This window comes from Curtobacterium sp. MCBA15_012, assembly GCF_001864935.2.
Taxonomy (GTDB): Bacteria; Actinomycetota; Actinomycetes; order Actinomycetales; family Microbacteriaceae; genus Curtobacterium.
On record NZ_CP126267.1, the window covers coordinates 412,716 to 433,295 of the forward strand.

Annotated in this window: 19 protein-coding genes; 10 read left to right on the forward strand and 9 right to left on the reverse strand. The window is 73.5% G+C overall.

Translation table 11 applies throughout. From position 1 onward, the window contains the following. Positions 1-72: 72 nt before the first annotated feature. The gene (locus tag QOL15_RS01960) at positions 73-1,299 is read left to right on the forward strand and encodes an MFS transporter (RefSeq protein WP_071246510.1); all 1,227 of its coding nucleotides are present in this window, start codon (positions 73-75) and stop codon (positions 1,297-1,299) included. Between the two features lie 53 nt (positions 1,300-1,352). Then, positions 1,353-2,330, forward strand: coding sequence for an NAD-dependent epimerase/dehydratase family protein (locus tag QOL15_RS01965; protein WP_071246508.1), 978 nt, complete (start codon positions 1,353-1,355; stop codon positions 2,328-2,330). Position 2,331: 1 nt separating this feature from the next. Here QOL15_RS01965 and QOL15_RS01970 read toward each other — a convergent pair whose 3' ends face one another. Genes QOL15_RS01970 through QOL15_RS01995 form a run of 6 tightly spaced genes read right to left on the reverse strand, consistent with a single transcriptional unit; the run spans position 2,332 to position 8,665 of the window. After that, positions 2,332-2,688, reverse strand: coding sequence for a monovalent cation/H(+) antiporter subunit G (locus QOL15_RS01970; protein ID WP_083393915.1), 357 nt, complete (start codon positions 2,686-2,688; stop codon positions 2,332-2,334). Continuing rightward, positions 2,685-3,026, reverse strand: coding sequence for a hypothetical protein (locus QOL15_RS01975; protein ID WP_071246506.1), 342 nt, complete (start codon positions 3,024-3,026; stop codon positions 2,685-2,687). The genes QOL15_RS01970 and QOL15_RS01975 overlap by 4 nt, the downstream gene beginning before the upstream one ends. After that, a complete protein-coding gene (locus QOL15_RS01980; RefSeq protein ID WP_071246504.1) occupies positions 3,023-3,604 on the reverse strand; it encodes a Na+/H+ antiporter subunit E in 582 nt (193 codons plus the stop codon). Before QOL15_RS01980 ends, QOL15_RS01975 begins: the two co-directional genes overlap by 4 nt. Then, positions 3,601-5,292, reverse strand: a complete 1,692-nt coding sequence (locus QOL15_RS01985; protein ID WP_065961480.1) for a Na+/H+ antiporter subunit D — start codon at positions 5,290-5,292, stop codon at positions 3,601-3,603. Before QOL15_RS01985 ends, QOL15_RS01980 begins: the two co-directional genes overlap by 4 nt. After that, entirely contained in the window at positions 5,289-5,747 is a 459-nt protein-coding gene (locus QOL15_RS01990) for a Na(+)/H(+) antiporter subunit C (protein WP_083393914.1), read from the reverse strand. Before QOL15_RS01990 ends, QOL15_RS01985 begins: the two co-directional genes overlap by 4 nt. Then, a complete protein-coding gene (locus tag QOL15_RS01995; RefSeq protein ID WP_071246502.1) occupies positions 5,744-8,665 on the reverse strand; it encodes a Na+/H+ antiporter subunit A in 2,922 nt (973 codons plus the stop codon). The genes QOL15_RS01990 and QOL15_RS01995 overlap by 4 nt, the downstream gene beginning before the upstream one ends. 221 nt (positions 8,666-8,886) lie before the next feature. Here QOL15_RS01995 and QOL15_RS02000 point away from each other — a divergent pair, with 221 nt between their 5' ends. The 3 genes from QOL15_RS02000 to QOL15_RS02010 all read left to right on the forward strand — a co-directional run bounded on the left by QOL15_RS02000 (position 8,887) and on the right by QOL15_RS02010 (position 11,957). After that, positions 8,887-9,756: an SMP-30/gluconolactonase/LRE family protein gene (locus QOL15_RS02000; protein WP_071246501.1), complete on the forward strand. Its 870-nt coding sequence runs from the start codon at positions 8,887-8,889 to the stop codon at positions 9,754-9,756. Between the two features lie 17 nt (positions 9,757-9,773). Next, complete coding sequence (gene rlmC / locus QOL15_RS02005; protein ID WP_071246499.1) at positions 9,774-10,925, forward strand: 23S rRNA (uracil(747)-C(5))-methyltransferase RlmC; 1,152 nt, start codon at positions 9,774-9,776, stop codon at positions 10,923-10,925. 366 nt (positions 10,926-11,291) lie between these two features. Continuing rightward, the gene (locus QOL15_RS02010) at positions 11,292-11,957 is read left to right on the forward strand and encodes a transglycosylase family protein (protein WP_071246497.1); all 666 of its coding nucleotides are present in this window, start codon (positions 11,292-11,294) and stop codon (positions 11,955-11,957) included. An 85-nt stretch (positions 11,958-12,042) separates the two neighbouring features. On the opposite strand, the gene QOL15_RS02015 is transcribed toward QOL15_RS02010, so the two are convergent. Together QOL15_RS02015 and QOL15_RS02020 are read right to left on the reverse strand one after the other, a co-directional pair. Continuing rightward, positions 12,043-13,098, reverse strand: a complete 1,056-nt coding sequence (locus tag QOL15_RS02015) for an LCP family protein (RefSeq protein WP_071246495.1) — start codon at positions 13,096-13,098, stop codon at positions 12,043-12,045. Positions 13,099-13,166: 68 nt separating this feature from the next. Beyond that, positions 13,167-13,565 carry a MarR family winged helix-turn-helix transcriptional regulator gene (locus QOL15_RS02020; protein WP_071246493.1) on the reverse strand — a complete coding sequence of 133 codons (399 nt, stop codon included), beginning with the start codon at positions 13,563-13,565 and terminating at the stop codon, positions 13,167-13,169. Between the two features lie 72 nt (positions 13,566-13,637). Here QOL15_RS02020 and QOL15_RS02025 point away from each other — a divergent pair, with 72 nt between their 5' ends. The 5 genes from QOL15_RS02025 to QOL15_RS02045 all read left to right on the forward strand — a co-directional run bounded on the left by QOL15_RS02025 (position 13,638) and on the right by QOL15_RS02045 (position 19,550). Beyond that, a complete protein-coding gene (locus QOL15_RS02025) occupies positions 13,638-15,764 on the forward strand; it encodes an efflux RND transporter permease subunit (RefSeq protein ID WP_071246491.1) in 2,127 nt (708 codons plus the stop codon). 12 nt (positions 15,765-15,776) lie between these two features. Beyond that, complete coding sequence (locus QOL15_RS02030; RefSeq protein WP_065961462.1) at positions 15,777-16,427, forward strand: GntR family transcriptional regulator; 651 nt, start codon at positions 15,777-15,779, stop codon at positions 16,425-16,427. Positions 16,428-16,578: 151 nt separating this feature from the next. Then, a complete protein-coding gene (locus QOL15_RS02035) occupies positions 16,579-18,084 on the forward strand; it encodes an LCP family protein (protein ID WP_071246489.1) in 1,506 nt (501 codons plus the stop codon). A gap of 96 nt (positions 18,085-18,180) precedes the next feature. After that, positions 18,181-18,741, forward strand: coding sequence for a sigma-70 family RNA polymerase sigma factor (locus tag QOL15_RS02040; RefSeq protein ID WP_175473112.1), 561 nt, complete (start codon positions 18,181-18,183; stop codon positions 18,739-18,741). A 26-nt stretch (positions 18,742-18,767) separates the two neighbouring features. Then, positions 18,768-19,550, forward strand: a complete 783-nt coding sequence (locus tag QOL15_RS02045; protein ID WP_071246485.1) for an endonuclease/exonuclease/phosphatase family protein — start codon at positions 18,768-18,770, stop codon at positions 19,548-19,550. A gap of 60 nt (positions 19,551-19,610) precedes the next feature. Here QOL15_RS02045 and QOL15_RS02050 read toward each other — a convergent pair whose 3' ends face one another. Beyond that, complete coding sequence (locus QOL15_RS02050; protein ID WP_139197406.1) at positions 19,611-20,456, reverse strand: hypothetical protein; 846 nt, start codon at positions 20,454-20,456, stop codon at positions 19,611-19,613. Positions 20,457-20,580 lie beyond the last annotated feature (124 nt).

The following is a 20,580-nucleotide window of genomic DNA, read 5'->3' on the forward strand; positions in this document are numbered from 1 at the left end:
CCCCGGCGGACAGCGGCGGCACCCGATGGGCCCGCCGCTCTCGCACCTGGTGGGCCGAGAAGGCACACCCCCATGCTCCAGGAACGACGCTCCGACGCGTCCCTCGTCTCCCTCGCCGGTCGTTGGTACTTCCCGATCGCCTTCGTCGCGCGGCTGCCCTTCGCGATGATGGTCGTCGGCGTGCTGACGCTCGTCGTCGCCACCCGCGACTCGGTCGCCCTCGGCGGCATCAACTCCGCGTTCGTCGGCTTCGGGTCGGCGCTCTTCGGGCCGCTCGTCGGTGCCGCCGCCGACCGCTTCGGCCAGCGGGCTGTCCTCGTCCCGGTCGGTCTGGCGAACGCCGTGCTGCTCGCGCTGTTGCCGTTCGTCGTCGCCGGCTCGGCCCCCGACCTCGCCGTGCTCGCGATGTCGTTCGGCATCGGTGCGACCGCCCCGCAGGTGGCCCCGATGTCCCGCACGCGACTCGTCGCGATCATCCGGCAGCGGATGGCCCCTCGCCGCCACGAGAAGGTCCTCAGCGGGACGATGGCGTACGAGTCGGCCGCCGACGAGACCGTGTTCATCGTCGGCCCGTTCCTGGTCGGCCTGCTCGCGACCGCGATCGCCCCGTGGGTCGCCGTCGCCGGTGCGGCCGCCCTGACCTTCGTCTTCGTGACCGCGTTCGCCCTGCACCCGACCGGGCGGCTCGTCGTCCGCGGCGGGGACCACGAGGAGACCGCCCCCGCGCGGCAGCTGCTGCGCCCCCGGCTCGTCGTGGTCGTGGTCGGCATCCTCGGCATCGGACTGTTCTTCGGGTCGACGCTCACCGCCCTGACCGCCTTCATGGAGCAGCACGGCGAGTCATCCCAGGCCGGCCTGCTCTACGGCGTGATGGGCATCGGCTCCGCGGCGCTCGCCCTCGGGTCGGCCGCGTTCCCCCGGGCGTTCGGGGTCGGCTGGCGCTGGCTCGTGTTCGGGGTCGTGCTGCTCGGCGGCGCGATCGCCTTCGCCACGGCCGACTCCGTCGTCGCCGTCGCGGTCGTGCTCGGCCTGATGGGCATCGGCATCGGCCCGACGCTCGTCGCGCAGTACAGCCTCGGGTCCGACCGTTCCCCGGTCGGCCGTTCCGCCACCACGATGACGATCCTCGGCTCGGCGGTCATCGTCGGGCAGTCCGTGGCATCCGCCGTCGTCGGCGAGGTCGCCGAGCGGGCCGGCACCGGGGCGGCCATGGCGTTCCCGGCGTACGCGGCGGCGCTCGTCGTGGTCGCGGCGGTCGTGAACGTCCTGCTCAACCGTCGGAGCCCGGTCGCACGCTAGGCACACCGGCCCTGGCCCACGGCACCCGGAGGTGACCCGGGCAGGGTGGGGTCATGCGCATCCTCGTCCTCGGCGGCACCGCGTGGCTCGGTCGGACCGTCGTCCGGCACGCCCTCGACCGCGGCCACGAGGTGACGTGCCTCGCCCGCGGCACCGACGTCCCCGCGGGCGCCCGGTCCGTCGTGGCCGATCGCGACCGCGACGACGCCCTCGCCGAGGTGCTCGACGGCTCCCGCTGGGACGCGGTCGTCGACGTCTCACGGACGCCCGACCACGTCCGGCGGGCCGTCACCGCACTCGAACCCGTCGCCGACCGGTACGTCTTCGTGTCGACCGTGAGCGTCTACGCGTCCCAGGGCGAGCGCGGTGCCGACGAGCGCGCTCCCGTGCTCGAGCCGTCCGACGACCCCGCCGAGTACGGCGCCGCCAAGGTGGCGTGCGAACGTGCCGTCCTCCACGCCTTCGGGGTCGAGCGCGCGTCGATCGCACGCGCCGGACTCGTCGGCGGACCGGGCGACCACACCGGACGCTCCGGGTACTGGCCGTGGCGGTTCGCCCGCGGGGCCGAGACTGGTCGACCGGTGGTGGTGCCCGCGCGCACGGACCGTCCCACCTCGGTGGTCGACGTCCGCGACCTCGCGGCCTGGCTCGTCGGGGCGGCCGAGGGCGGACGAGCGGGCGTGCACGACGTCACCGGCGAGGTCCGCACGCTCGACCGGCACCTCGAGGCAGCACGGACGGTGGCTGCCGCGGACGTCCCGGTCGTGCCGCTGGCGGACGCGGTGCTCCTCGAGCGCGGCGTGGCCCCGTGGGCGGGGGAGCGGTCCCTGCCGCTGTGGATCCCCGACGACGAGCACCAGGGCATGAACGACCGACCGGCGGTCCGTGCGCGATCGGCCGGGTTGACGCGGCGGCCGCTCGCCGAGACGCTGGCGGACGCGCTCGCCTGGGAACGGCAGCAGCCCGTCCACCCGCACGGCGCGGGCCTCTCGGACGACGACGACGAGGACGCGGTCCGCGCGGCCGGGTGAGTCAGTCCTCCGTGTCGTCGACGAGCAGGTCCTCGTGCCGGTAGTCGTTCGACCGCAGCCCCGCACGAGCGATCATGTGCGACGACACCGGCACGAGCACCAGCTGGAACACGAGCACCGGGACGACCACCCACAGTGCCGTCCAGGTCCCCACCGCGACGACGACCGCCGCCAGGGCCAGTGCCAGACCGAGCACCTGCGGCTTCGCCATCGCGTGCAGCCGGACGAGGGGGTCCGGGAACCGGACGATGCCGATCGCGGCGGACAGGGACAGCGCCGAGGCGACGAGCAGCAGCGCGAGGGCGATCCACGCCCGCACGCCGGCGCCCGCGACGAACGACTCCAGGATGGCGATCACGGGCGTTCCTCCTCGACGGCGTGCTCCGGCGTGGTGACGTCGACGCCCTCGTCGGAGGGGTCGGACGACGGGGTGACGATCCGGGCGACCGCGATCGTGGCGAACACGCTCGTCGCGGCGATCACCACGAGGACGGGCACCGCGGTCAGGTCCTGCCGGATCGCCATCGCTGCCGCGATCACGACGAGCGCGGTGGTCAGCACGATGTCCGAGCCGATCATGCGGTCGAGGATCGTCGGCCCGCGGACGATCCGTCCGACGGCCAGCGCCAGGGTCGCCCCGAGCAGCGCGAGGACGAGCAGGACGCCCACGGCCATGACGACGACTGCGGCGCTCATCGGGTGACCTCCGGCAGGGGATCGGACAGTTCGGACACGTCGTGGCGGGATCCGATCGCGCGGATCACGAGCTCGTCGATCCGGTGCGCCTCGGCCTTCGCCGCCTCGACCTGCTCGATCCGCTCGGTGTCCAGGACGTGCAGGAGCAGGCGGCGTCGCGGCAGGTCGACGTCGGCGACGTACGACCCCGGCACGAGCGAGATCGCCAGCGTCGCGAGCGTGAAGGTCATCTCGGAGGTGGTGTGCAGCTGGACGAGCACGATCGAGCTCCGGCGGACGCCTCGCGGTCGGACCGCGACCCAGGCGACGCGGAACGACGCCCGCACGACGAGCCCGGCCCACACGACCAGGAACAGCAGCACGCGCGGCACCGAGAAGCGCTTCGACAGGGGCACCGGCGGCAGGGGCAGCGCCTGTGTCACGAGCAGCGCCACGACCACGCCGCACAGCAGGGTGAGCACGGTCCACGAGCCCCAGAGCAGCGCCCAGAGCACGGTCAGTCCGGCGACGAGCGGCACCTCGTAGCGCCACGCGACGGCGATCCGTCGAGCGTTCGAGATCCGTCGGGTGTCGCTCACCGGGCACCTCCCAGCACGGCCTGGACGTAGCGGTCGGGGGACTCCAGCGACTCGGCCGCGCGGGTCGCGTAGCCGTACAGCGGCCCGGCGACGACGGTCAGGGCGACCGAGCCGAGCACCGCGACCGTCGTCACCGCGACGAGCATGCGGGGCAGGCGCGCCGGTTCCGGCGCCTCGCCTGCGGTGGCCGTCGACCCGGTCGCCGGACGGGAGGCGCTGCTCGCGTGCGGTGCGTCGGTGACGGTGGTCGAGCCTCCAGGGTGGTACGCCTCGCCCGTCTCCTCGGAGACGGTCAGCGGCGCCGGTTCCGGCGACCGCAGGTGCGCGTGCGGTTCCGCCGTGGTCACGTGGGGCGCGGCCGCCTCGGCGGCCGGCTTCGGCCGCCAGAAGGCGGCGTCCCAGACGCGCATGAGCGCGTACAGGGTCAGGAGGCTCGTGAGGACCCCGGCGGCGACCGTCACCCACGCCATCGGGGAACCGTCCTCCGCCGCCGCGCGGAACAGGCCGAGCTTGCCGATGAAGCCGGAGAACGGCGGGATGCCGCCCAGGTTGAACGCCGGCACGAGGTAGAGCGCCGCGAGCAGCGGTGCGGCCTTGAGCAGGCCGCCGAGCGAGCGGCTCGACGTCGTGCCGCCGATGCGCTCCATCACCCCGGACACCAGGAACAGCGTGGTCTGCACGACGATGTGGTGCACCGTGTAGAACACCGCGGCGGCCGTGCCCGCGACCGAGCCGAGCCCGATGCCCATCACCATGAACCCGATGTGGCTGATGAGGGTGAAGGACAGCAGGCGTTTCACGTCGGTCTGCGACACGGCCCCGAGCACGCCGACCACCATCGTCAGCACGGCGACGACGAGCAGGACGTCGTTGAGCTGCGGCCTGGGGAAGATGATCGTCTCGAGCCGGATGATCGCGTAGATGCCGACCTTGGTGAGCAGGCCCGCGAACACGGCCGTGACCGGGGCCGGTGCCGTGGGGTACGAGTCCGGCAGCCAGAACGCCAGCGGGAAGACGGCCGCCTTGATGCCGAAGCCGATGAGCAGCATCGTGTGGAGCAGCAGCTGCACGTGCTCGGGCAGCTCCGCGACGCGCTGCGAGATCTGGGCGATGTTGACGGTGCCCGTCGCGCCGTAGACCAGGCCGATCGCGGCGAGGAAGATCGCCGACGCGATGAGGCTCGTGACGATGTACGTCGTGCCGGCCCGGACGCGCTGCTCGCTGCCGCCGAGGGTGATGAGCACGTAGCTCGCCACGAGCAGCATCTCGAACGCCACGTAGAGGTTGAACAGGTCGCCTGCGAGGAAGGCGTCGAGCACGCCCGCCGCGAGCACCAGGTACGTCGGGTAGAAGATCGTGACCGGGGCGTCCTCGTCGTCGGCGGCGAGCCCCTGCCCGATCGAGAAGAGCAGCACGAGCAACAGGACGCTCGCGCTCACCGTGAGCAGGAGCGCGCTCAGCCGGTCGACCACGAGCGAGATGCCGTACGGGGCCTCCCACCCGCCGACCTGCACGACGATGGTGCCGTGCTGGTCGACGAGCACCATGAGCGTCGCGGCGAGGGCGACCGCGACCGCGAGCACCGCGACGGTGATCGCCCGCTGCAGCTCCTGGTGCCGCAGCAGGCCGAGCGCGATCGCGGCGCCGAGGAGCGGCACGAGGACGAGCAGCGGGACGAGCCAGGTCATCGGGAAGCCTCCTCGGTGGGCTGCGGTGCACCGTCGTGCGGGTCGTCGGCGTCCTCCGGGGACTTCGGGTCGAAGTCCGCCTCGGGGTCGTCGTCGTGGTCGGCGCTGCGGGACCGGCCGATCGCGGCGTCGGCTTCGTCGACCTCGACCTCGTCGGCGCGCGAGAGCTTCCAGGAGCGGTGGATGAGCGCGAGCAGGAACGCGCTCACGGCGAAGGTGATGACGATCGCGGTGAGGGCGAACGCCTGGGGGAGCGGGTCGGTGATGCCCTCGGCGGTCTTGCCGATCGGGGGCCGGCCGGCCGCACCGGACATGATCAGGAGCAGCAGGTTGATCGAGTTGCCGAGCAGCAGGAAGCCGAGCAGCATGCGCGTGAGGGACCGTTCGAGCAGCAGGTAGACCCCGCACGAGAACAGCACCGCCATCGCGATGACGAGCACCAGGGTGATGGTCACACTGCGCTCCCTTCCGGGGTCGAGGCGGCGGCGGTGTCGTCGACGTCGCCCTCGGTGGTGTCGTGCACGGTGGCGCGGGAGTCCTCGAGGCGCTGGCGGTCGACCTCGGCGCCGAGGCTGCGCAGGACGTCGAGCACGAGGCCGACGACCACGAGGTAGACGCCGATGTCGAAGAACGTCGCGGTGACGAACTCGACGTGGCCGAGCACGGGGACGGTTGCCTCGAAGAACTCGGAGTACAGGGCGTCCTTGCCGAAGAAGAGCGGCACGATCGCGGTGGTCGCGGCGGTGGCGACCCCGAGTCCGAGCAGCCGACCGGCACGCACCGGGGCGGCGGCGCCGAGCTCGGCCGGTCCGCCCGCGAGGTACCGCCCGGCGAGGGCGATGCCCGCGACGAGCCCGCCCGCGAACCCGCCGCCGGCGGCGTTGTGCCCGGCGAACAGCAGGTAGACCGACAGCACGACGAGTCCGTGGAACAGCAGCCGCACGACGACGTCGAGCAGGGCCGAACGGCCGGTGGGGATCGCGGCGCTCGTCGGCAGCCAGGCGCGGGGCCCGCCGTCGCGGTGCCGGTCGTCGGGGGAGTCGGGCATGTCCCGGAGGCGGGGCAGCGTGTCCTCGCGGGAGTTCACGAAGATCAGGCTGGCGACCCCGGTGGCCGCGGCGACGACCACCGTCAGCTCGCCGAGGGTGTCCCAGCCGCGCAGGTCGACGAGGGCGACGTTCACGACGTTCAGGCCGTGCCCGAACGAGCTCGTGAGCGCGGGCAGGTCGGGCCAGAGCGGCTCGGCGGTGCGGGCCGATGCGGCCACGACCACGACGATCGCGAGCGTGACGCCGGCGAGCGCGGCGAACAGCGCCCGGACGACCCGGAAGCGCGACGGGTTGGCGGTCGCGATGCGCGGGGGCAGGCGCCGGAGCACGAGCACGAAGGCGATGAGCGTGACCGTCTCGACGACGAGCTGCGTGAGGGCGAGGTCGACCGCGCCGTGCAGCACGAACAGCACCGACATGCCGTAGCCGGTGACGCCGACGAGCACGGCCGCGGCGAACCGGGTCTTCGCGGTGAGGACGGCGATCGCGGCGACGGCCATCACCGCGACGACCGGCACCTGGCCCCACGAGTCGGCGAACCGGACGTGGAACGCCCACGGGCCGCCGAGGACGAGGTTCGCCAGGGCCCCGGCGACGAAGACCGACAGGATCACGGTCAGGTAGTACGGCAGCGAACCGCGCTGGACGCTCGCGGTCAGCCCGGTCGCGAAGCGGTCGAGCCCGCGCATCACGTGCCGGTAGGTGCCGGACGCGCTGGGGGACCCGGCGAGCCGGTGCTGCAACGCCTCGACCGGGCGGCGGAGCAGGAACAGCGCAACACCGCCGACGAGCGTGACGGCGGATATCCCGAGCGCGGGCTCGAGGCCGTGCCACAGCGCCAGGTGCGGGACCTCGCCGTCGGCCAGCGCGGCGGCCCGGGCGGCGGGCTCGATGCCGTGCGCCACGACCGGGGTGAGCAGCCCGAGCACGAGACCGGTGCCGGCGAGGAGGGACGGCACGACGCCGAGGCCGTGCAACCCGTGCGCCTCGGTGTCCGGCACGCCGGGCTTGCGGGCGAAGGTGCCCCAGAGGAAGCGGAGCGAGTACGCCACGGTCAGGACCGACCCGAGCGTGATGCCGACGAGGGCGAACCACGCCCACCCGGCCTGCGGTCCGTGCAGTTCCTCGACGAAGCTGGTGAGCACGGCCTCCTTCGCCACGAAGCCGATCGCCGGCGGGATGCCGGCCATCGAGGCCAGCGCGAGCACGCTGACGACCACGAGCCATGGCATCCGGCGGCCGAGCCCGCTGAGCCGGGTGAGGTCCCGGGTCCCGGTGACGTGGTCGACGGCCCCGACGACCAGGAAGAGCGTCGACTTGAACGTGGCGTGCGCGACGAGCAGGGCCACGCCGCCGAGCGCCACCGCGGGGGCACCCCACCCGGCGGCGACCACGAGGAAGCCGAGCTGGGCGACGGTGCCGTAGGCGAGCAGGAGCTTGACGTCGGTCTGCCGCAGTGCGCGGTACCCGCCGACGAGCATGCCGAGGACCCCGAGCAGGGTGATCGTCTCCCGCCACCCGGTGAGCAGGGCGAAGGCGGGTGCCAGACGGGCGACGAGGTAGATGCCGGCCTTCACCATCGCGGCGGCGTGCAGGTAGGCGCTGACCGGGGTGGGCGCCGCCATCGCCGCGGGGAGCCAGAAGTGGAACGGCACGATCGCCGACTTCGTGAGCGCGCCGAGCAGCACGAGCACGACCGCGACGGGCACGAGCGGCCCGGGACGGTCGACGAGCTCCGGCGCCCGGGCGATGATGCCGGACAGGCTCGTGGTGCCGGCGGTGACCGACAGGGCGACGAGCCCGGCGAGCATCGCCAGCCCGCCCGCGGTCGTCACGACGAGGGCCTGCATGGCCGCGGCCCGGCTGGCGCGCTTCGCCGCGTCGTGCCCGATGAGCAGGTAGGAGAAGACCGTCGTCGCCTCCCACAGCACGAACAGCACGATGACGTCGTCGGCCACGACCAGGCCGTACATCGACCCGGCGAACGCGGTCAGGACCCCGGCGAACCGACCGGTGCCGGGCTCGTCGCGGCCGAAGTACGACGCGCAGTAGACGAGCACGAGGGCACCGACGACGGACACCACGAGGGCGAGCACCCACGACAGGGCGTCCATCCGCAGGGCGATCGCGAGGTCGAGCTGCGGGATCCACTCCCAGCTGCTGGTGACACCGGCACCGAGGGCGCGGGGCGTCTGCACGACCGTCAGGACCGCCGCGGCCGCGGGTGCGAGGGCGGCGACGTAGAAGACGCGTCGACCGAGCAGGGGGGTCAGGGCGGGGACGATCAGGGCGACGATCGCGAACGCGACGAGGACGGAGACCATCGGGCACCTCCTCGGGGTCGGGCTGCAGTCCGGCTCACTGGGCCCTCACAGCCTACGAGCAGGCGGTTGGCAACTCCCTGTACGGCCGGACAGCCGCCGGCTCTGCGGAGCCGACTCCTCAACCACTCTGCCCCGCGCGGCGGCCACGCGTCCGGACCGTGTCCGTGCACGTAGCCTGGGCGGGCCGACACCGGTTCGGCCACCCGTTCGGAGGAGGACCCGTGCAGCTCACCGACCTCGTGCCCGACCCCACCGCGCTCGAGCGGATCGCGACGGGCAGCACCTGGGCCGAGGGGCCGTGCTGGATCCCGGCGACCAGGAGCCTGCGGTGGTCCGACATCCCCGGCGATCGGGTCCTGCAGTGGCACGAGGACACCGGGGAGACGAGCGAGTACGCCACCGGGGTCGAGTTCACGAACGGGCGGGTCCTCGACCGGGACGGGTCGGTCGTGCAGTGCTCCCACGGGCGCCGGCGGGTCGAGCGGGACCGGGACGGGGTCGTGACACCGATCGTCGACGCCTGGGCCGGTGTCCGGTTCAACTCCCCGAACGACGTCGTGGTCGCGCGGGACGGCAGCGTGTGGTTCACCGACCCGGCGTACGGCATCACGCAGCCGCGCGAGGGGCACCCCGGCGAGCGGGAGTACGGCGACCACTGGGTGTTCCGGTGCGGCCCCGCCGGTGAGGACCTCCGCCCGGTGGTGCTCGACTGCGAGGAGCCGAACGGTCTCGCGTTCTCCCCCGACGAGCGCGTGCTCTACGTCGCGAGTTCCTCCGGGGACCGGCCGGTGATCCGCGCGTACGACCGGGACGGTGTGCGCGTGAAGAACGGCCGCGAGTTCGTCCGGCTCGACCCGGGCGAGGGCGTCCCCGACGGCATCCGGGTGGACGAGCACGGCAACGTCTGGTCCTCGACGCACCGCGGGGTGTCCGTGTTCGCGCCGGACGGCACCCGGATCGGCGACGTCCCCGTGCCCGAAGTCGTCGCGAACCTGTGCTTCGGTGGTGCCGACGGCCGCACGCTCTTCGTCGCCGCGACCACCTCGGTCCACCGCATCCGCACCACCACGCGGGACGCGACCGCCCGCTGACGTAGGCTGACCCGGCCATGCAGTGCGACTACTTCGACCGCGGGGTGTGTCGTTCCTGCACCCTGATGGGCCAGCCCTACGCCGACCAGGTGCTCGACAAGGAGCTCCGCACCCGCGAGCTCCTGCACGACGCCGTCGAGCACGCCGGCGGGCCCGGAGCGGTGACCTGGCTCCCGGCGATCACCAGCCCGGAGTCCGGCTACCGGAACAAGGCGAAGATGGTCGTCGGCGGTTCGGTGCAGCACCCGACCGTGGGCATCCTCGACCACCGGCAGCGTGGCGTCGACCTGCGGCGCTGCGGCATCTGCACGCCCGGCATCCAGCGCGCCCTGCCGGTCCTCGCCGCGTTCGTCGCGGACGTCGGGCTGATCCCGTACGACGTCGCCGCGCGTCGGGGCGAGCTGAAGTTCGTCCTCGTCACGGAGTCGCCGGACGGCGAGCTGATGGTCCGGTTCGTCCTCCGCTCCGAGGGGCAGCTGCCGCGGCTCCGCGACCACCTCGACCGGCTGCGCACGGTGCTGCCGCAGGCCGTCGTCGTCACCGCGAACCTGCTGCCGGAGCACAAGGCCGTGACCGAGGGGGACCGCGAGGTCGTCCTCACCGCGCAGGAGACGCTGCCGATGCGCTTCGGCGACGTCACGATGCACCTCCGGCCGCAGTCCTTCTTCCAGACGAACGCGTCCGTCGCCGCACAGCTCTACGACCAGGCGTCGACCTGGATCGACGAGGTCGCACCGGCCAGCATGTGGGACCTGTACTGCGGCGTCGGCGGGTTCGCCCTGCACGCCGCCCGGCCCGGACGGTCGGTGACCGGCATCGAGACCAGCCGCGAGGCGATCCGGTCGGCCGCGCAGTCCGCACGCGAGGCCGGTCTCGCCGACGTCCGGTTCGCCGCCGACGACGCCACCGAGCACGCCCTGCGCGCCCGCCCGGGAACGGTCCCCGAGCTCGTGGTCGTGAACCCGCCGCGGCGGGGGATCGGCGAGACGCTGGCGACCTGGCTCGAGGAGTCCGACGTGCAGCACCTCGTGTACTCGAGCTGCAACCCGGTGACCCTGGCGAAGGACCTCGCCCGCATGCCGTCGCTGCGGCTGCGCCGCGCACGCGTGCTCGACATGTTCCCGCAGACCGGGCACCTCGAGGCGGTCACCCTGCTGTCCAGGGACTGACCAGGAGGTGACCAGGAGACGGACGGGAGGCACGGTGCCAGCCCGCCACGGGCCTCCAGGTCGGCGCATTGCCAGGGAACTGCCAAGGTCGTGTACCCGGGTACAGCCCGATCGCCGCGGATGCGGCGATCGGTGTGTACAGGAACACGGGAGGGGTACGCAACGGTCGAGGGGTCGACTCTTGGTCTCGGTTTGATAACGGCGGCGAGTTTCCTATGGTTGCCGACCGAGGCGCCCCCGGCACGAGACCACTGCCCCCGGAGGCGCACCCCCACAACGTGACCGCGATCGGTCGGGACGGGCAGTGGCGACCGGAGCAGCGCGTGCGCAGCACCCGTGTCCGTGGTCCCGGTGGAGCGATCAACCATGAAGAAGCTTTCTCGTACCCGCACCATCGTCGGCGGCCTGGCCTTCGCCGGCATCGCCGCGACCGGTGTCGGCCTGGCGGCAGCACCCGCGAACGCCGCATCCGGATCGACCTGGGACGCCCTCGCGCAGTGCGAGTCCGGCGGCAACTGGGCCATCAACACCGGCAACGGATACTACGGCGGCCTGCAGTTCAACCTCCGCACCTGGCAGGCGAACGGCGGCGCCGGCAACCCGGCCTCGGCCAGCCGCGAGGCCCAGATCGCCGTCGCCGAGCGCGTCCTCGCCTCGCAGGGCTGGGGCGCATGGCCCGCCTGCTCCGCGAAGCTCGGCCTGAGCGGGACCGCCGGTGCGGCCCCGCAGGCAGCGGCCCCGGCCGCCCCGCAGCAGGCGGCGCCGAAGCAGGTCGCCCCGAAGGCGACCCCGCAGCGCACCGCCCCGAGCACGCCCGTGCAGGCCGCCCCGAAGGCGACCGCGCCGAGCAAGCCCGCCGCGGTCCCGACCAGCGGGAAGACGTACGTGATCCAGTCGGGCGACACGCTCGACAGCATCGCGACGAAGCTCGGCATCGACGGCGGCTACCAGAAGCTGTGGGCCGCGAACACGTCGACCATCGACGACGCGAACCTGATCTACGCCGGCCAGGAGCTCCAGCTCCCCGCCTGATCGACCTCCCGATCCGACACGAGACCCCCGCGACCACGCGTCGCGGGGGTCTCGTGCTGTGCGGGCGGGGTCCCGTCCCGCGAGGTCAGCGGACGCCCGCGCTCCACGTGTCGAGGTCGTCGGCGCGCAGGGCAGTGGACAGTGCCTGGCGGTCGGCCTCGGTCACGGTGACGTACGCCTGGCCGTCCGGGCTCGTGCCGCTGCCCGACGTCGGCATCGTGACCGTGTGCAGGTCGTCGCTGCCGATCCCGCGGAGCGACCACCCGAGGTCGGCGAGGGTCCGCGCGTCCAGGCCCTCGTCGACGGACAGGTGCGCGCTCGTCGCCGCCACGAAGTCCCCGAGCCGGGCGGGGTTCGTGAGCGTGCCCGCCGACAGCGCCTGCTGGAACACGCCGCGCAGGAACGCCTGCTGGTTCCGGACACGGGTGCGGTCGGCATCCGGGAACGCGTACCGCTCGCGGACGAAGGCGAGCGCCTGCTCGCCGTCCAGGCGGTTCGGTCCGGCGACGAAGTCGTGGCCGCGCGACCGGAAGGCGCTGGGCGACTCGACGGTCACCCCGCCGAGGGCGTCGGTCACGTCCTCGAACCCGGCGAAGTCGATCTCGGCCACGTGGTCGATCCGGACGTCCAGGAACTGCTCGACGGTCTGCACCGTCAACGGCACCCCGCCCCACGAGTACGCGGCGTTGACCTTCGCGCGCCCGTGCCCGGGGACGTCGACCCAGGTGTCCCGGAGCACCGAGACGACCGTGACGTCGTGCCGGTCGGCCGGCACGTGCGCGAGCATGAGGGCGTCCGAGCGGCCGCCGCCCGTGCCGTCCCAGGCCGCGCCCCGGGCCGACGCCCGGGAGTCCGACCCGATGAGCAGGACGTTCACCGCGGTGCCGGACGGCGCGGGGCGCTCGCCGGTGGGGAGCGCGTCCGCGATCACGGTGCGGCCGTCGTCGTAGCTGCGGACGAGGTCGCCCACGAAGACGGCCCCGGCCGCGGCGAGCACCGCGGCGACGCCGACGAGCGACGCGACGGCGACGGCCAGGGTGCGGAGGAGCGGACGTCGTCGTCGCTGCCCGGGCGCCCTGCTGGTGCGGGCGGCTGCGGCTGCGGCGGCCTCGGCTGCGCGGGCGGCTCGGCGTTCGGACACGGGACTCCTCGGGTCGGGCCGGCAGGGTCGCCGACTCCGAGGAGGTTACAGCATCTGATATGTGAATGTCACGTACTGCGCAGGACCTGGAGCAGCCGTCGGCGCAGGTCCGGGTCGTCCGGCAGGACCTCGCGCTCGATGTGCCGCGCGGTGTCCCAGGCCCGCTTGCCGGCCTCGGTGACCGCGACGACCCGCCGTCGGCCGTCCTCGGGGTGCGGCGTGCGCTCGACCAAGCCGTCCCGCTCGGCGCGCTCGAGCGTGCGGGACATGGTCTGCGGCTGCACGCGGGCGGTCCGGGCGAGGGTGTCGGCGCCGGTGGGCCCTGTGCGCAGCAGGATGTCGATCGCGACGAGTGCGGCGTGCGTCAGGCCGACGGCGCGCAGGCGTTCGTCCCAGTCGCGCTCGACGGCCCGTGCGGCGGCGGAGAGGAGCCGTCCGAGCGGCCACTCCTCGGCGGACTCGTGCATGCTCGGAGTCTACGGCCGCACCCGACGCCGGAAACTAGTCAGCATGCTGACGATCGGTGTACGCTCGCCGTCGTGTCCCGCTTCCTCCGCATCGTGCTGCCCGCCGTCGTCATCGTGGTCTGGCTCGTCGTCGCCTCCGTCGGTGGCCCGGTCTTCGGCACGATCTCCGACGTCGCCACGAACGACCAGACGTCCTTCCTGCCCGCCTCGGCCGACGCGACGAAGGTGCAGGAGCGCTCGGCGGCGTTCCGGCAGGCCTCGGGCGCCCCGGCGATCATCGTGCTCGACCGGGACGGCGGACTCCGCGACGGCGACCGGACCGCGGCCGAGCAGCTCGCGGCCACGCTCGGCGACCGGAGCGACGTGCAGGGGGTCAGCCCGGTCATCCCGAGCGAGGACGGCGACGCGGTCGAGATCGTCGCGACGCTCACCCAGGACGCCGAGACGGGCGACGCGGTGGCCGCGATCCGCGCGGACGTCGACGACGCCCTGCCGTCGGGGCTCCGTGGGTACGTCACGGGCCCGGCGGGCTTCACGGCCGACCTGACCGAGGCCTTCGCGGGCATCGACGGCATCCTGCTCGGGGTGGCGCTCGCCGCGGTCTTCGTGATCCTCGTCGTCGTGTACCGCTCACCACTCCTGCCGGTGCTCGTGCTCGGCACCGCGACGTTCGCCCTCTGTGCCTCGATCCTCGTCGTGTACTGGCTCGCGGAGGCCGGCGTCGTCACGGTGAACGGGCAGGTGCAGGGCATCCTGTCGATCCTGGTGATCGGTGCCGCGACCGACTACGCGCTCCTCTACACCGCGCGCTACCGCGAAGCGCTCCGGGACCACCGGACCGGCTGGGACGCGACCAAGGCGGCCCTGCGCGGTGCGTTCGAGCCGATCGTCGCCTCGGGCGGCACCGTCATCGTCGGCGTGCTGTGCCTGCTGTTCTCCGACCTCAACTCGAACAAGGCGCTCGGACCGGTCGCGGCGATCGGCATCGCGTTCAGCCTGCTCGCCGCGCTGACCCTGCTGCCGGCACTCCTGCTGGCGTTCCGCCGTGCCGCGTTCTGGCCGCTGCGACCGGCGTACGGCAGCGCGCACCGGGTGCTCACCGGCCCGGACGCGAAGGGCCTCTGGGCGGGGGTCGGGCGGCTCGTGGCGCGTCGGACCCGCACGGTGTGGGTGGTCTGCACGGTCGCCCTGCTCGCGATGGGCGCGGGCGTCGTCGGGCTCCGGGCGGACGGCGTCCCGCAGAGCGACCTGGTGATCGGGGCCTCGCAGGCGCGGGACGGGCAGGACGTCCTGGCGGACCACTTCCCGGGCGGCTCGGGCAGCCCCGCGCAGGTGATCGGCCCGGAGCGCGACCTCGACCGGCTCGTCACGGCGATCCGATCGGTGGACGGGGTCGACGGTGTCGTGGCCGCGGCGAAGGACAGTCCGTCCGGGACCACCCCCGTGGGCAGCGACGCCGCCGGTGCCCGCGGGCCGTCGGTCGACCCGACGGTGTCGCGGGGTGACGTCCTCCTCGAGGCCACGCTCGCCGCGCCCGCGGACTCCGAGCGGGCGGAGCAGACCGTGCGGGACCTGCGGACCGCGGTCGAACGGGTGTCGCCGGACGCCCTCGTCGGCGGCGTCACCGCGACCGCCCTCGACACGAACGACACCGGCATCCGCGACCGCACGGTCATCATCCCGGTGGTGCTCGTGGTGATCCTGCTCATCCTGATGCTGCTGCTGCGGAGCATCGTGGCGCCGCTCGTGCTCATCGGCAGCGTGATCGTGTCCTTCGCGGCCGCGCTCGGCGTCGGCGCGCTCGTCTTCGACCACGTCCTGCACCTGCCGGGCGCCGACCCCTCGGTCCCGCTGTTCTCGTTCGTGTTCCTCGTGGCGCTCGGCGTCGACTACAACATCTTCCTCATGACCCGCGTGCGCGAGGAAGCGCTCCGGCACGGCCCGCGCGAGGGCGTGCTCCGCGGCCTCGGGGCGACGGGCGGGGTGATCACGTCGGCCGGCATCGTCCTCGCGGCGACCTTCGCTGCCCTCGGCGTCATCCCGATCCTGTTCCTCGTGCAGATCGCGTTCATCGTGGCGTTCGGCGTCCTGCTCGACACGGTCGTGGTCCGGTCCCTGCTCGTCCCCGCCGTCGTCCACGACCTCGACCGCCGCGCCTGGTGGCCGTCGCGCCTGTCGCGTCCGGCCCATGACATGTGACACGCTGGTCCCATGCCCGTACCCTCCACGCAGCCGGCCGCCGAGCGGAAGCTCCTCCGCGACACCGTGCAGGACAAGATCCGTGACGCGATCATGGACGGCACGCTCGAGCCGGGCGAGCGGCTCAACGACGACGACCTGATCGCCTGGCTCGGGGTCTCCCGCACGCCGATCCGCGAAGCCCTCGCCGAGCTCGCCCGCGCGGGCCTGATCGAGATGGCGCCGAACCGCTACACCCGCGTCGCGTCGCCGACCAAGGAGGAGCTGCTCGACGCCTACCGCACGCTCGGTGTGATCTACGGCGGCGTCGTCCGGCTCGCGGTGCCGCGCTGCACCGACGACCAGCGCGACCGGATCGTCGCGATGCTCGACGACGTGGCGGCGCGGGTCGAGGGCGACCAGGCGGACCAGGTCGCACGCGAGGGCGCCGACGTCTACGCGCTGTGGGCGGACGCCTGCGGGAACCCGACGCTCGCGCAGCTCTGCCGGGCGACGACGGACGGGCTCGCGTTCCGGCTGCGGGTCCCCGAGCTCGCGGAACTCGTGCCCGCCGAGGTGGTCCTGCCGGAGCTCGCGAAGCTCCGCGCGGCCGTGCTCGCGGTCGACCCGATCGCGGCGGAGCTCGCGATGGAGGCGATCCACCTGCTGCCGGCGCGCGACTGACGCGCGGGTCGCGACGCGACCACACCGACGGACGGGAGGCCCGTGGCGGCGCCGCCACGGGCCTCCCGTCCGTCGGTGGTCCCGTCGCGCCGGCCAGGCGATCCCCAGCGGTTTCCCTGTCCGTTCTGCGACGGGCCGTTATGGTTTCCGGGTGAGCATCGAACCGGAGCAGACGACGCGCCGTGCCCGCCGCGGCCACGTGCCGCCGCGCCACGGGCGCCAGAAGCGAGGGGGCGGGGTCGTCCTGCCCGCGGTCGCCGGGGTCCTCGCGATGGGGTTGGCGCTGACGGGCGGGTACGCGGCGTTCGCGTACGCCAGCCTGTCGAACGGCATCACCAAGATCGACGCGATCGCCCCGCGGGCGTCCGGTGACGACGAGGACGACGTCGACGGCCGGGCGCAGAACATCCTGCTCGTGGGCGACGACCACCGGCCGGACAACGCGACGCCCGAGGAGATGGCGGAGCTCAGCACCGAGTCCGACGGCGGGGCGACGAACACCGACACGATGATCGTGCTGCACATCAGCGCCGACGGCTCGCAGGCCACGATGATCTCGTTCCCCCGCGACTCGTACGTCCCGATCCCGGGCGTCGGCAAGGGCAAGCTCAACAGCGCCTTCTACTACGGCACGCTCAACGGCGGCGGCGACACCGATGGCGCGAAGCTCCTCATCCAGACCATCCAGGACCTCAGCGGCCTGACGATCGACCACTACGTGCGGGTCTCGCTGCTCGGCTTCTACCAGGTCGTCAAGGAGCTCGGTCCCGTCGACGTGTGCCTGAACGACGCCGTGCGCGACCCGTACTCCGGCGTCGACCTGCCGAAGGGCAACTCGACGCTCGACGCGAAGCAGGCGCTGTCCTTCGTGCGCCAGCGGCACGGGCTGCCGAACGGCGACCTGGACCGCAGCGTCCGTCAGCAGTACTTCCTGTCGCAGGAGGCCCGCAAGGTCCTGTCCGCCGGCACCCTCCTCAACCCCGTCAAGATGAACGCGATCCTCAGCGCCGTCGGCGGCTCGGTGCAGACCGACACCGACCTCGTGTCGCTCGCGACGCAGATGCGCAACCTGCGGCCGGGGAACATCAAGTCGGCGACCATCCCGATCCTCGGCACCCCGACGATCAAGGTCGGTGGGTCGTCGCTGTCGATCGTCCAGGTCGACACCGTCGGTCTGCCCGCCTTCGTGCAGGGCCTGGTGGGCGAGCCCGAGGAGTACACGAAGGCGACCGCCGCCGAGCCCGCCGCGACGACCGTCACGGTGCGCAACGGCAGCGGCGTCACGGGCGCGGCTGCCGCGGCCGGGGCGAACCTGACCGCCCGCGGGTTCCAGGTCGGGACCCCCGGCTCGTCGGACACCACGCAGACGACCCAGGTGCAGTACCCCGCGGGTCAGGAGGCCCAGGCGAAGGCCGTGGCCGCGGTCGTCCCCGGCGCCGTCGCCGTCCGCACCGCCGCGGTGACCGGCGTCACGCTCGTGCTCGGCACCGACGGCAAGACGGCCGCCGCGCCCGACGCCCCCGCGTCCGACACCCCGGCGACCGGGGAGTCGGCGCCCGCCGCGGCTCCCGCGCAGCCGGAGACGCCCGCGGGTCCGGACGCCGCACCGAGTGCTGCCGCGCAGAGCTACGGCAAGGACGGCGTCTGCATCAACTGACAGCCCGCCGACAGGGCGCCGGGGAAGTCCCGGGACCCCGTCGTCCCACCGCGCGTCGGTTCGTCACCGACGCGCGACGGAATGTGGAATGTCACGGTGTCCGCCGAACTCCACGCGCTCCGCGACGAAGAGCGTGCCCTGATGACCGCCGTCGCGAACGGTGACCGCCAGGCCTTCACCCGCCTGCACGCCCGGTTCCGCCCGCTCGTCGAGCGCTGGGTCCGTCACCACCTCGTCGACCCGTGGCAGTCGGAGGAGGTCGTGCAGGACGTCTTCCTCGAGGTCTGGCAGCTCGCCGACCGCTACGACCCGCGGTGGTCGGTGGTGGCCTGGCTCCGGACGATCGCGCAGCGCCGGGCGATCGACCGGGTGCGCACGAGCCAGGCGGACCGGCAGCGCGACCTGCGCATCGGCGCCCGGACGGTCGAGCTCGTCGACCACGCCTCGGTCGAGCGTGCCGAGGGCGTGCTCGACCGGATCGCCCTGCATCGCGCGGTCCGGACGCTCCCGCCCCGACAGCGCGAGGCGGTCGTGCTGCGCCACCTCTCCGAGCTCAGCGGCCCGGAGCTCGCGGAGCGGCTGGGCGTCCCGCTCGGGACCGCGAAGACCCGGGCGCGCGACGGTGTCCTGACCCTCCGCCGTTGCCTGACGCCCTGACAGACGTCCCTCGGTAGGTTCGACCTGTGAGCCACGCCGCGCGTCCGATCACCCTGATGACCTACAACGTGAAGAACCCGGACCCCCGGCACGACTGGCCGGCCCGGCTGCCGCTGGTCCTCGACGTGATCCGCCGCAACGACCCCGACGTGCTGTGCGTGCAGGAGGCCTTCGCCCACCAGATGGACGACCTCCGCGCCGGGCTGCCCGACCACGACGACGTCGGGCAGGGCCGCGAGGGCGGCACCGCGGGGGAGCACGCCGCGGTGTTCTACCGGCGGGACCGACTGCGCCCGGTCGACACGGGGTCGTTCTGGCTGTCGGACACCCCCGACGAGCCGGTCTCGAACACGTGGGGCAGCCTGTACCCGCGGATCGCGAACCACGCCCGGTTCCTCGACGCCGAGGGGGAGGCCTTCACGCTCCTGACCTCGCACTTCGACCACGAGGCGAACGACCACGGCGACGACGTCCGGCGCCGGAGCGCTGCCCTCGTCGTCGAGCGGCTCAGCGTGCTCGACGGGCCCCACGTGTTCGCCGGGGACTGCAACGAGCCGGCCGGCGCGGGTCCGGCGTGGCGCGTGTTCACGGACGCGGGCTACCAGGACGCCTGGCTCGCCGCGGGTGACCCCGGGGACCGCACCGCGACGTACAACGACTGGCGCGCGCCGGTCGACTCCGGGGAGCGGATCGACTGGGTCATGACGCGTGGGGTGGCCGGCGTGGACCGCGTGCGCATCGACCACGACGGGCCGGAGACCTGGGCGGCGAGCGACCACTTCCCGGTGGTCGCGACCATCCGGGTCTGAGGGGTCACGGCCCGCCGCGGGGGCTCGCGGTCAGCGGGGCACACGGCGCGGACGCCGGCGTCAGCAGGAGCGCTGCGCGTGCACCGGCATCGGTGACCCGAGCACGCTGACCACGGTGCCGTTCGTCAGCGCCGAGACGCCGTTCGTGCCGGACTCGTCGTCGCCGGTGTCGTGCCCGTCGCCCGCGCCCGCGTCCTGACCCTGGCTCTCGTCCAGGTCATGGCCCTGGCCCTGGCCCGCCTGGCCCGCCTGGCCCTGTCCCTCGGCCGCGCGGTCGTCGGCGGTCGGTGCCCATCCGGCCTCGAGCAGCAGCTGCCAGGCACGGGCGTCACCGTCCCCGAAGGAGACCTTGTCGGAGCGGGGCGCGTCCTGCAGCCGGTCCCCGACGTCGTCGCCGACCTGGACGCCGTCCGGCCCGGTGAGCTCGACCTCCGCGCCCGTGCGCGAGCGGACGCTGTCGCGGAGCACCCGGATCTCGACCGCGTTGCCGAGCGTGCTGGGCGTGGTGAGGGCTGCGACGCGCACGGCCCCGCCCCACGTGTAGGTGGTGCCGGACGGGAAGCACGCGCCGCCGTCGCCGACCGCGGTCTGGGTGCGGGACGGGGTGCCGAGCAGACGGTTGAGCAGGTCGACGGTCGACGCGGCGTCGCGCATGGAGACGTCGGCGACGGTCTTGTCGTCGTCGCGGAACACGAGCGACTCGGCACCGAGCTCGATCGTGTCGATCCGCTTCAGCTTGCCGGCCGAGACGGACACGGACGGGGTCGAGGTCGTGGTGGTACCGGCCGGTTCCTCGGCGGCACGGGCGGACGGCACGCCGCCGATGCCGGTGGCGTCCACGCCGACCGAGCCCGCCGTGAGGGCGAGCAGGGCAGCGCCGAGCGCCAGCTTGGTCCGGAGGGTCACCACTCGACCGTACGGGGCGCCGACCGGCAGGACGACAGGTGTTACCGGATCGCGTCCTGGTCGTCACGTGTTCGTGATCTTCGAGGACACGTCACCCGAGGGCGCCACGGCCTGGCACCGGGAC